This is a genomic window from Leucobacter luti, assembly GCF_050310065.1.
Classification (GTDB): domain Bacteria; phylum Actinomycetota; class Actinomycetes; order Actinomycetales; family Microbacteriaceae; genus Leucobacter; species Leucobacter luti_B.
In genome coordinates this window covers 1,782,905-1,793,474 of record NZ_CP190007.1, presented here as the reverse complement: position 1 = coordinate 1,793,474, position 10,570 = coordinate 1,782,905, and the positions used below count along the sequence as shown (strand labels likewise).

The window sequence follows — 10,570 nt, the reverse complement described above, 5'->3', positions numbered from 1 at the left end:
CTAGCCTGCGTGCATGCGAATCCCCCTGACGCGCCTCACGCTCCGGGAGCTCCGCCAGGAGGACTTCCCCGCGCTCTGCGCGATCATGCAGGACCCCGAGGCGATGCACGCCTACGAGGGGGCGTTCGACGACGGCATGGTGCGCGAGTGGCTCGGGCGCATGATCCGGGGCCAGGAGCAAGACGGCTACTCGCTGTGGGCCGTGATGCTCACGGAGACCGGGGAGCTGATCGGGCAGTGCGGGATCACGTGCCAGCCGGTCGGGAGCGCGGAGGTGCTCGAGGTCGGCTACCTCTTCAACCGGGCCCACTGGGGTCACGGCTACGCGGGCGAGGCAGCCGCCGCGTGCGTCGAGTTCGCGTTCGCGCGGCTCGGCGCGGAGCGGGTGTGGGCGATCATCCGCGACACGAACCTCGCGTCGATGAACGTCGCGATCCGGCTCGGGATGACCGTGCGAGAGCGCATCATCAAGCACTATCGCGGGATCGACATGCCTCACCTCGCGTTCGCGGTCGACCGTGACGTCTGGCGCGCCCGCACGTAGGCTGGCCGCATGGGACGGATCGCCAGGCTTCTCCGGGTCGCACGCGGTGCGGCCGCCGCAACCGCGACGCTCGGCCTCGCCGGCGTGAGCGCGCTGCACCTCGTGTGGGCGAGCGGGTCGCACTGGCCCGCGCGCAGCGAGCGGGCGCTCGCCGACGCGGTCGCCGGATCCCGACGCATGCCGCCGCCGGCTGCGTCCGCGGTCGTCGGCGTCGGGGCCGCCGTCGCCGCGGCCTGGGTGCCGGCCGCCCGCGGCCGTCTCGGGGCGCTCGGCACGGGGCTCATCGGCGCGGGCCTCCTCGCGCGCGGCGTGGCCGGCGGAGCCGTCGCGGCCCGCGCACTCGGAATGCCCGAGACGAGCAGGCGCTTCCGCAGGCTCGACGAACGCTGGTACAGCCCGCTCTGCCTCGTGCTCGGCACGGCCGCGATGAGCGCGGCCGCGATAAGTGCGGCGCTCACGAACGCGGCCGCACAGAGCGCAGCGATCACCCGTGATCCGGCGTGAGCGCCCCGCGATGAGCGCGGCCGCGCGGCCACCGCTCCCCGTCCGGCGCGTCGAGGAGCACGGGCTCGCACCGATGCCGCGCGAGGCCTGGCCCGCGACGGTCCCGGCCGTGCGCCAGCTCCTCGACGACGGCCTCGACCTCGCCCCGCTCACGATCCTCGTCGGCGAGAACGGCTCGGGAAAATCCACGATCGTCGAGGCAATCGCCGAGGAGTTCGGGCTCAACCCGGAGGGCGGCACCCGCAACGCCAACCACCGCACACAGCGCACCGAGTCGGGCCTCGCCGCGCACCTCCAGCTGGTGCGCGGCGGCGGCGCGTCGAAGCGGGGCGTATTCCTGCGGGCGGAGACCATGCACGGCCACTTCGCCTACCTGAGCGAGACCGGCCTGCCCGGCCGCCTGAACTTCCAGAGCCACGGCGAATCCTTCATCGAGTTCTTCACCGAGCGCTCGAGGATCCAGGGGCTCTGGATCCTCGACGAGGCGGAGTCGGCGCTCTCCTTCTCGGGCTGCCTCGCCCTCGTGGCCCACATCTCGGACATCCTCGCGGCCGGATCCCAGGTCGTCCTCTCCACGCACTCCCCGATCCTCGCCGCGATCCCGGGCGCGACGATCTACGAGCTCGGCGAGTGGGGCATGCGGCCCGCCTCCTACGACGAGCTCGAGATGGTGCAGAGCTGGCGCCTCTTTCTCGACGGGCCGGGCAGGTTTCTGCGGCATTTGTCCTGATCCGGGGCCTTCTCCTCCGCGCCGCGCGTAGGATCGAGCGGGTGAGCAGCGTCGACGTCGAAAAGATCCGCGCCGAGTACACGGCACCGTTCTATTTGGAACTGCCTGACCTCGATGAGGCGCAGCGTGAGCTGCTGGCTTGCACCGCGCGGGGCGCCAGGTTCGACGAGGTGCTCTGGATGCTCGAGACCGAGGAGTGGCGGTGCCGACGCATGGGTGCGTGGTTTGCCCTGATGCGCGACGAACCCGGGGCCGTGGAGGCCATCTTCGCGAGCCTCGCCACCTCGCGCGGTGAGTACACGGCCCCGGATCTCGGCGTCGCACTCGCCCAGCGCGTCGGGTCGTCCGCGCTGCCTGCGATCTTCGCGTGCCACCGCCGCGGGGTCGAGGAGCAGCGCGGGCCGCAAGGGCTGCTCTCGGCGCTGGTCCGCGAGCTCGGCGGCGATCCGGAACCGGACGACGCCACGGAGGTTCATCGCGCGCGCGTGACGCGAATGCGAGAGACCGCGGCACGCCTCGCCGCGCTGCGCCCCTGGGTGTAGACTCCGGTCTCGGTTTTCCACTAGCTTGGAGCAAGCTATTGCTTTCTCATGAAGGGCACATCGTGACCGAAAACACTTCCCCGGCCGGCGCCGTTGCGTCTCCCGACATCGACCTCACCCCGGCGGGCGTGAAGCTCGGCGACGCCCTCATAGCCGAGGTCTCGCTCGCCGCGCTGACGGAAGCGCTCGGCGATCCGCGCATCATCGAGCCGAGCGAACCGTCCGACTCCGTCGTCACATGGTACGTCTGGGACGACGCGGGTATCTTCACGCTGGCAAAGCCCGGCGCCGAGCCGACGGAGATCCGGATCGCTCTCGCCGACGACACCGTCAAGGCGGAGCGCAGGGGACGCGGCCGCGAGGCACACAAACCCGCGCGCAACTTCAGCGGCTCGCTCACGATCCGCGGCAAGGACCCCCGCGAGGCGGTCGCGGCGAAGGACCGGCGCATGGTGCACGCCATGATGGGGGCCAAGGCCGGCGACTGGCGCTGCGAGTTGATGACCAACAAGACCGAGCTGGGCTTCGTGGACGACATGAGCTTCTCCGAGCGATTCGCGAAGGCGGAGTCGGGCGAGCTCGCCGAGGCGGTACTCGCCGCGGAGGCGCCGTTCTCCCAGGCCTACATCTTCGTCGACACGAAGCCGAAGCCCGCGAAGCCCTCGGGACGCTGGAAGCTGCCCGAGGCCACGGAGCCCGTCCTCGAGATCAAGTCGTTCCCCTTCAGGCTCGCGATCATCGAGGAGCTCATGTATAACCAGGGCATCCTCGAGCCCCGCTTCGACGTGCACCATTTCGCGCAGGATCGGGGAGCCCGCAACTTCGATCCGAACGAGTACTACACCGAGATGATCCCGGCCGTCCGCACCTGGTTCCGCAAGCTCCCGATCCCGGCCAGGCTCGCCGAGAAGGTCGAGTCGCTCGTGCTCGACGGCGGCAACGAGGTGAACCTCCAGCTCATCCCGCAGTGGGACGGCGAGGACGGCGCCTTCGACATCCCCTCGCTCACGCCGGCAGATCTGGACCTCTTCCCCAATCTGCGCACCGTCGACGACATCGGCGGCATGCTCGGCCCCCGCGCCCGCAAGGCGCTCGAGGCGCGCGGGATCGAGATTCAGTAGGGGTCGGGAGCGGCCGCTGGCGTTTGCCGGGACGCATGGCAGGCCGTCGCCGAATGACGCACTCTACTTTGCCTTGGTTGTGGCGCCCGGAATGAGAGCAACATAGAATCAACGACATCACGATCAGCCCGTTGCCGCTAGGCGCGGGCTGATTTTCATTCGCGCCGGGTGGGCGCCGGATCGGGCATTCTGCAGACAGCCTGCCAGCTCGATCCGGCGGCGCTCCCGGCACCCCCTAGACTCGGCACCACACTCCGACCGCGAGGACCGGGTCGGCGCCACCACCCAGGTTGAAGCGCACGCAGGAAGGAGCACGCTGATGTTCGGTTTCGGGAAGAAGGTCGACGACCTCGTGGGCCAGCTGCGCCCCGAGCTGAGCCGGGAGCCGCTCGGCGTCGGCCCGGCGTTCCCCGGCATCGCGCCGAACCCGCTCCTGAGCAAGGCCGCGCGCCAGCGCGGCGCCGAGCTGCGCGAGGGTGCGCTCGCGATCGGCACGCTCGTGGACTGGCGCGAGATCAGCAGCGACGGCAGTCCGCGCGTCGCCCTCATCTTCGACGTCGAGACGGCCGAGGGCGTCGCCTTCCGCGGCATCGCCGATGAGTCGATCTCGATCACCGAGCTCACTCGCCTGGCCCTCGGCCAGCGCATCGCCGTGCGCTACCGACCCACGATTATTGACCACTACGTCGCGCTGGCCACCGATGTGGATCCTACCCAGGTGCAAGACCTGATCGACCGGATCCAGCGCCGCTCCGAGGGGTGACGGGGACTACCGCCGCACCGCAGTGACCGCCGCGTGCGCGCGGGATCCCGGATCCGTGCGAGTCTCCGTGTGGCTCGTGTCAAACCCGGCCGCGTCGAGCTCCCGGATCATGCGCGCGAGCGGCCAGAAGTACGCCGTCACGACCGCGTGATCGAACACCTCGAGCCTCGGCCCCTCGAAGAAGCCGAGCGCGAGCTGTCCCCCGGGCGCGAGGATCCGACGGAACTCGGCGAGCGCCTCCCCCACGCGATCCGGTTCCGTGTGGATCAGGGAGTACCAGGAAAGCACCCCGCCGAACTCCGCGTCGCCGAACCCCGTCGCCTCCGCCGCGCCCGCCCGGAACCGGCACTCGGGGAACGCCGCCCGCGCAAGCTCGATGAACTCGGGCACGGGATCAATGCCGATCGCGGGAACGCCGAGCTCGCCGAGCAGCCGCGTCCACTGCCCCGGCCCGCAGCCCACGTCGAGCACCCCGCCGTCGACACCGCGCGCCCATCGCTCGACCAGCGCGCGGTCCTCTGGCGCGATCCGATCCGCCGCGCCGAACAGCTCGGCGTACTCGCGGGCGCGGGATCCGTACGCGCTCCGCACTGCCGAGATCGGCGGATCCTGGTGTGGTGCGTGCACCTGACCACGATAATGCAGCGCCGAGCAACCCCACAGCGGGTGCTCTGCACGCGGGCGGGAACTTCACGAAGCTCGCGCCGGCGGCACCGGTGCTGGTGCTGGTCTTTTACAGCGTGCGCTCCCGATCCCGAACGCGTTCCCGGCCGACCGGCCGGAACAGTTCGAAGATCGCGATGACTGCGGCGATCCCGACCACGATGTACACAATCTTGGATCCCATTGACCCAGCTCCAAAGATCGCGTCAACGAGGTTGAAATCGAATGCACCCACGAGCCCCCAATTGAGGGCCCCGATGATGACGAGAATCTTGACCAGGGTGAAGAGCGCGTTCATCGCTTCTCCTCCTCAAGCTTGAGGCCAACACCGAGCGCGAACAGCGTGGGCGCCCATTCGCCGATGAACAGACCCCACCGGTCCGACTGCGCCTTGCCGTCGTCCTTCCCGCGCGACACGAGCCAGGACAGGAGCGAGACGGCCACAGAAGCGAGCGCCGCGGTGTAGACGTGGTTGCTGCGAATTCCCCAGCTACCGACCAACCGCATCGGGTTCCAAGACACCTTGCCGGCAGCCTTGCGGACTTCTTTTTTCGGATCAATACTCATGATTCTTCCTGTCTCCGGTCATGTGCGCAGGGGTGCCTGAACAACGTGATGTGACTCAGGTAGTCTGCGAGGATCGGCGTACTCACCTGCAAACCACCTGATCCGCAATGCAATCGTGGTTGACTCATCCGAACAACCCCCTTGCGCCAGGCGCGGAAGTATGAAGAAGGAAGTGACCGGCAGGACGAGCGCGCACGCTCATCGACGCGAGGCATTGCCCGCGGATCACCTGCCTCGACGGCACGGCGGAGGGGTGACCCGTTGATCCAGCAACACGGGGATTGAGAAGATGAGGTGTGCGAGCAGATACTTCGGCGCTGGCGGCGGGGCGTCGCCATTCAGTGGCCGTCCGACCAGACGGCACCGTGGCTGCGGTCGGCAACAACCGAGCCGGAGAGTGCGACGTCGCCATGTGGGGCGGCGTGGTGTCGGTTGCGGCCGGCAACGTCCACACCGCGAGGAACACGGGCAAGTCGCACACTGTCGCGCTCCGCTCGGACGGCACCGTGCTCGCGACGGGCTGGAACGCCGACGATCAGTGCGAGGTCGGGGCCTGGCGAGACGTCATCGCGGTCGCCGCGGGCTGGCGGCGCACCCTCGCGCTGCACTCCGATGGCTCTGTGAGCGCGGCTGGCCGCGCGGCGGAGGGAGCATGCGAGGTGCAAACCTGGCGGGACATCGTCGCAATCTCCTGCGGCGATTGGCACTCGGTGGGGCTGCGCGCTGATGGCACCGCCGTAGCCGTGGGCAACAATCATCGCGGTCAGTGCGACGTTTCCCGCTGGCAGGACGTCACGTCGATCGCCGCCGGGTACCTGCACACCGTCGCCCTCAGAAGCGACGGCAGGGTGCTTGCCGCTGGCACGTCAGAGGCCGGCGCGTGCAACCTCGAAGACTGGAGCGACATCGTGGCGGTCGCCGCCGGGAGCCACCACACCGTCGGCGTCACCGCGGACGGGCGCGTCCTCGCCGCTGGCGAGAACCGCGACGGGCAGTGCGACGTCGAGGGTTGGGACGGCATCATTGCGGTGGCCGCGGGATCGGCGCACACGCTTGGCCTACGTGCCGACGGCAGCGTCGTCAGCGCAGGAAGCAGCGCGGACGGCAGGCGGGACGTCTCGGGCTGGACGGTGCTGCGCTGAGGTGGGGTCAAGCGAGCTGTCTGTGCCCTCCGAGCTGTTGGGCCGATACGTCAGTGACAGTGGAAGCCTGTCAAGCGAGACACTGTTGAGCAGCGTCGGGGAGAGCATTCGTTTTTCCCGCCCGTTGAGCTGGCGCTCTTAACCCCGGTCCCGTATTCGTTTTCGTCGGCGAAAGGGAACGAGGCCTGATGCAAAGATCCGCAACGCTCATTCACGCGACCGCGATGAGCATCACACTCATCCGTGTTCCGGGATCGGCCCACGATATTCCGTTCACGAACCCTCAGTTGTTGGCGGCGCTCATTACCTCGACGCTCCGGTTCACCTTGTCGAGGCTGTGTTCACGTCTTCCTCGCGGCGGCGATCACCGCGTTCATCCGAGGCTCGATCGACTCGGCCATCATCGTGATCTCCTGCTCACGGGCGCCGTTCTTCCGCGCGGCGTCGCGCCACCCGGTGACCGCTTCGGCTACGCGTGCGATTCGCTCGCGCGCCTGGGTGGGCGAGAGGCTGCACTCCTCTGCCAGGGCGAGCAGTGCCTCGGCCTCGTCGGGCGGGGCGTCGGCCCCCATGATCGTGGTCGAGCGGGCCCGCTGCGGGTCGGGGTTCGGGTTGACGTCGAATGCGGGGCTCATCGTCCATGAACCGCGATCGGCGAGGAAGCCATGGTTGCGCAGATGGTCGTCGGTGTTACCGAGCGCGACTCCTGCGACGACGCGATCGAAGAGCTCGTGGTGGTCGGTCCGAGGCGAGAGCGACAGATCCCGCATCGCCTCGGCGATCTCGGCGTAGTCGCGGTGCTCTCCGTCGTCGGCGCCCAGCGCCGTCATCGCGCTGATGTAGCCGATCCGGCGCCCCTCCCCCGTCCGGTCGAACCGGCGCAGGATCAGCACGCTGCGCTCGCCCACCCGGGCGAGCCGTCGCTGCGGCACCCGGATGCCCGCGGCCTCCATTACATCGAGCGCCGTCGCTTCCCAGGCCATGACCTCCCACCGGTCGCTGGAATGCGGGAACTTCGCAATCGCCAGCGAGCCGTCCTCGAGGCGCACGGACGCCTTGGGCCGCGCGCCGCCCAGGCCGGTCGTGCCCGTGTCGAGCAGTTGCTTGAGGGCCCGGCTCGGATCCTCGTCCGAGACGAGCTCGTCCGAGGCGCGCAGCAACTCCGGCAGCGAGACGAGACGAGGGACAGTCGCGGGCTTCCCGAGGAACTCCTCGCTGCCTGGCAATCGGTAGCGCAGCGCTCCCTGCCGCGTGTCGTCGCTGACGCCCAGGAGGAAGTCGAGGTCGTCCAGCCGGCGCGGCACGCGGCCCTCGTCGCGGGCACGCGCGCGCTCCGCCTTCTCGACGAGGTTGCGACCCCAGCGATCCGGAGCGCTGTCGGCGAAGGCGCGCACCAGCCCGGGCTGGTGCTGCGCGCCCGAGACCAGCGGCAGGGCGGGGTCGATGCTCGTTCCGTCGCTCGACAGGTAGCCCGGGTCGTAGAGAAACGTGGTGGAGATCTGGTCGCGCTGCCTGGTGAAATGCGCCTGGCCCACCACGCGCGCGCCATCCGCCTCGTCGACGAGGACTTCGACGGTGGTCATCGCGCACGCTTCTTCGCAAGGTTCCCCGCGCGCAGGCGGCCGATGTCGCTCTTGAGCGGGTCGACGGCCTCGACCACCTGGTCGAGTACGCCGAGGGCGCGCAGCACCTGCGCGACGTTGCCGAAGCCCGCACTCGGGTCGCCCGCCTCGATCTTGCGCAGGGTGTCCCGGGTGATCCCGGCGCGCTCGGACACCTGCTGCGCCGTCAGCCCCAGCACCATGCGCCAACCCCGCACGTGCTCGCCGAACTCGGCGAGCTGTCGATCGATCTTGTACCCGGCCATGGCGCATGCTCCTTTCCTACTATGGCTACCATAATAGCCGGATAGCCATGATATGGCGAGCATCGTCGTCACAATCAAAACAATGCACGCCGCGGGATCGACGCGCACGCTTGGCCTCCGTGCAGTCTGTGGAGCGCGAGCCATGAACGAGCACTGGCGACTCCGACCTCACTGCGCGGTGCCGCGCCGGAAGCTTCAACGCCACCCGGTCGCGCTCACAACGCTCGCACCCAGCACCTCTGGCAGCATTCGATCCAGCGCCCGGAGAAACGTTTCCCAGTCTCTCCGCACTCGCCTCGAATTCTGCACTCAGCGAGGCTGGATGCGCAAATTCTTGAAGTTGAATGCAGAAATCGCGCTGGGCGCTGCGGACGGGAGCCCCGACCAGCGCACCCGACACCCGTTGCGATGCCCCCAGCGCTTGGTGCGGCGCGCCTCGAGCACACTCACTTCCAGCCCGATCACCCACAACAACGTGAGCAACAGGAACGCGCCGCAGTTCCCCGCAGACCGCGCCCACGAGCTCACGAGGAACGCAGCTAGGCTCTGGGCATGGACCACGCACCTGCGAGCACCAACGCAGAGCGCAAAATCGCAACCACGGCGTTCTGGACGTGCACCGGCGCGGGCGTTCTCGCTATGGCCGTCGCCTGGCTCTGGCTCGGACTCTCGATCGTCGAGGAGGCGTCCGAACAAGGCAAGGCCGAGGCTGCGGGGACGAGCATGGCGGGCTTTGCCGCAACCGTGGGGGGCACCCCCTTAGCCATTGCCCACCTGCTGGGGTTCGCGCTGCTCTCGAGGATCGCCTGGCGCATCCGGCACGACCCAGGCCTCGCGTATGCGTTGCTCGGCTGCGTGGCCGCGAGCCTCGCGGGCCTCGGTGTGGCCCAGCTCCTCCTCTGGGGCCAACTTTTCTCCGCTGAACCCGCGTACGTCCCCTAATCTCGTCGAGCCGCTTCCGGCAGCGATAGCCGGCATTCAAGAACTCTGACCTCGGTCATCCCCGCATGGGGTCGCCGTTCGGGCCGCGCGGCACGGATCTCGCGGCGACCCTGGAGCGAAGCTCGACAGGCGGTTGCGGTCCCTGCAGCGTTCCCTCACCGCCGCCGCTGACACCTCGGACAGTAGTGCGAAGACCGCCCACCAAACGGAACCCGCCTGATGACCCCGCCGCACCGCCGGCACGCCTCCCCCGTGCGCCCGTACGCATTCAACGAGTGCGCAAAATACCCCGCCTGCCCATTCACGTTCACGTACTGCTCGTCGAAGCTCGTGCCGCCCTCGGCGAGGGCGTGGGCGAAGACGTCACGCAGGTGGGCAAGAAGTTCGGTGAGGCGGCGGGCCGCGATCCGGCGCCCGGGGGTCTCCGGGTGCAGGCGCGCGCGCCAGAGTGCCTCGTCGGCGTAGATGTTGCCGACGCCACTCAGGGCGGCCTGGTCGAGCAGGATCGCCTTGATCGCCGTCCCCCGCAGCCGTGCGGCGCGCACGAAGGCCGCGTCGTCGAACGCGGGGTCGAGCGGGTCTCGCGCAATGTGGAGGGCCTGGCGCGGGATCAGCGCGGCGCCGCCCCAGCCGGGCTCGGGCGCAGCTCCAACAACGGCCGCGCCGCGCAGGAGGCCGGCGCCCGCGTAGCCGCCCGCGAAGCCGTCAGGCGTCGGTGCGAGTCCGTCGAGCGCGAGCGAGCCGAAGAGGCGCTGATCGGCGAAGTCGAGGCGCAGCTCGCCGTGCTCCTCGTGCTCGATCCAGAGCCGGATCCGCACGTGCCGGTCATCCGCGGCGCCGGGCGCGCGCAGCAGCAGCTGGCCGCTCATGCCGAGGTGCGCGAGCAGCGCCTCCGGCCGGCCGGCCGGCGACGCGACCGGGATCCACATGAACTTGCCGCGGCGCACGGGCGCCGAGAGCGTGAGCCCCGTCACGCGGCGCTCGAAGTCGGCCGCGCGCCCGGCGCCAGCCGCGGCAGACAGCGTGACGCCGTGGCCGCCGAGCCCGTCGTCGCCCGAGAGCGGCACGTGGCGCTTCAGCGCGCGCGGGTCCAGCACCTCCGCACCGGAGACGCGCGCGCCGGGCAGCGCGGCCGCGAGGCCGGCGCGCACCACCTCAACCTCGGGAAGCTCAGGCATGAAAACC

Annotated in this window: 14 protein-coding genes; 8 read left to right on the top strand and 6 right to left on the bottom strand. The window is 69.6% G+C overall.

Annotated elements, in window-relative coordinates; translation table 11 throughout:
- Positions 1-13: 13 nt before the first annotated feature.
- The 6 genes from ACOPJ3_RS08260 (at position 14) to ACOPJ3_RS08235 (ending at position 4,204) form a co-directional block, all read left to right on the top strand.
- Positions 14-544 (top strand): GNAT family N-acetyltransferase, encoded by a 531-nt coding sequence (locus ACOPJ3_RS08260; RefSeq protein WP_427868715.1) that lies wholly within the window; start codon positions 14-16, stop codon positions 542-544.
- A gap of 9 nt (positions 545-553) precedes the next feature.
- Positions 554-1,048, top strand: a complete 495-nt coding sequence (locus ACOPJ3_RS08255; protein WP_427868714.1) for a DUF3995 domain-containing protein — start codon at positions 554-556, stop codon at positions 1,046-1,048.
- Positions 1,035-1,778 carry an AAA family ATPase gene (locus tag ACOPJ3_RS08250; protein WP_427868713.1) on the top strand — a complete coding sequence of 248 codons (744 nt, stop codon included), beginning with the start codon at positions 1,035-1,037 and terminating at the stop codon, positions 1,776-1,778. The genes ACOPJ3_RS08255 and ACOPJ3_RS08250 overlap by 14 nt, the downstream gene beginning before the upstream one ends.
- Positions 1,779-1,819: 41 nt before the next feature.
- The gene (locus ACOPJ3_RS08245) at positions 1,820-2,320 is read left to right on the top strand and encodes a hypothetical protein (RefSeq protein ID WP_427868712.1); all 501 of its coding nucleotides are present in this window, start codon (positions 1,820-1,822) and stop codon (positions 2,318-2,320) included.
- Positions 2,321-2,382: 62 nt separating this feature from the next.
- Positions 2,383-3,441: a DUF6892 domain-containing protein gene (locus tag ACOPJ3_RS08240; RefSeq protein ID WP_427868711.1), complete on the top strand. Its 1,059-nt coding sequence runs from the start codon at positions 2,383-2,385 to the stop codon at positions 3,439-3,441.
- 319 nt (positions 3,442-3,760) lie between these two features.
- Positions 3,761-4,204 carry a hypothetical protein gene (locus ACOPJ3_RS08235; RefSeq protein WP_427868710.1) on the top strand — a complete coding sequence of 148 codons (444 nt, stop codon included), beginning with the start codon at positions 3,761-3,763 and terminating at the stop codon, positions 4,202-4,204.
- A gap of 6 nt (positions 4,205-4,210) precedes the next feature.
- Here ACOPJ3_RS08235 and ACOPJ3_RS08230 read toward each other — a convergent pair whose 3' ends face one another.
- The 3 genes from ACOPJ3_RS08230 to ACOPJ3_RS08220 all read right to left on the bottom strand — a co-directional run bounded on the left by ACOPJ3_RS08230 (position 4,211) and on the right by ACOPJ3_RS08220 (position 5,434).
- Entirely contained in the window at positions 4,211-4,831 is a 621-nt protein-coding gene (locus tag ACOPJ3_RS08230) for a class I SAM-dependent methyltransferase (protein ID WP_427868709.1), read from the bottom strand.
- Between the two features lie 106 nt (positions 4,832-4,937).
- Positions 4,938-5,165: a DUF378 domain-containing protein gene (locus ACOPJ3_RS08225; RefSeq protein ID WP_427868708.1), complete on the bottom strand. Its 228-nt coding sequence runs from the start codon at positions 5,163-5,165 to the stop codon at positions 4,938-4,940.
- Positions 5,162-5,434: a hypothetical protein gene (locus tag ACOPJ3_RS08220; RefSeq protein ID WP_427868707.1), complete on the bottom strand. Its 273-nt coding sequence runs from the start codon at positions 5,432-5,434 to the stop codon at positions 5,162-5,164. Before ACOPJ3_RS08220 ends, ACOPJ3_RS08225 begins: the two co-directional genes overlap by 4 nt.
- Before the next feature lie 341 nt (positions 5,435-5,775).
- Here ACOPJ3_RS08220 and ACOPJ3_RS08215 point away from each other — a divergent pair, with 341 nt between their 5' ends.
- On the top strand, positions 5,776-6,576 hold the full coding sequence (locus tag ACOPJ3_RS08215; protein WP_427868706.1) for an RCC1 domain-containing protein: 801 nt from the start codon (positions 5,776-5,778) through the stop codon (positions 6,574-6,576).
- 341 nt (positions 6,577-6,917) lie between these two features.
- On the opposite strand, the gene ACOPJ3_RS08210 is transcribed toward ACOPJ3_RS08215, so the two are convergent.
- Positions 6,918-8,159, bottom strand: a complete 1,242-nt coding sequence (locus ACOPJ3_RS08210) for a type II toxin-antitoxin system HipA family toxin (protein ID WP_427868705.1) — start codon at positions 8,157-8,159, stop codon at positions 6,918-6,920.
- Entirely contained in the window at positions 8,156-8,443 is a 288-nt protein-coding gene (locus tag ACOPJ3_RS08205) for a helix-turn-helix domain-containing protein (protein ID WP_427868704.1), read from the bottom strand. Before ACOPJ3_RS08205 ends, ACOPJ3_RS08210 begins: the two co-directional genes overlap by 4 nt.
- Before the next feature lie 552 nt (positions 8,444-8,995).
- Between ACOPJ3_RS08205 and ACOPJ3_RS08200 the strand changes: the two genes are divergently transcribed.
- Positions 8,996-9,385, top strand: a complete 390-nt coding sequence (locus ACOPJ3_RS08200; protein ID WP_427868703.1) for a hypothetical protein — start codon at positions 8,996-8,998, stop codon at positions 9,383-9,385.
- A 155-nt stretch (positions 9,386-9,540) separates the two neighbouring features.
- Here ACOPJ3_RS08200 and ACOPJ3_RS08195 read toward each other — a convergent pair whose 3' ends face one another.
- Positions 9,541-10,563 (bottom strand): DNA-formamidopyrimidine glycosylase family protein, encoded by a 1,023-nt coding sequence (locus ACOPJ3_RS08195; RefSeq protein ID WP_427868702.1) that lies wholly within the window; start codon positions 10,561-10,563, stop codon positions 9,541-9,543.
- Positions 10,564-10,570: the final 7 nt, after the last annotated feature.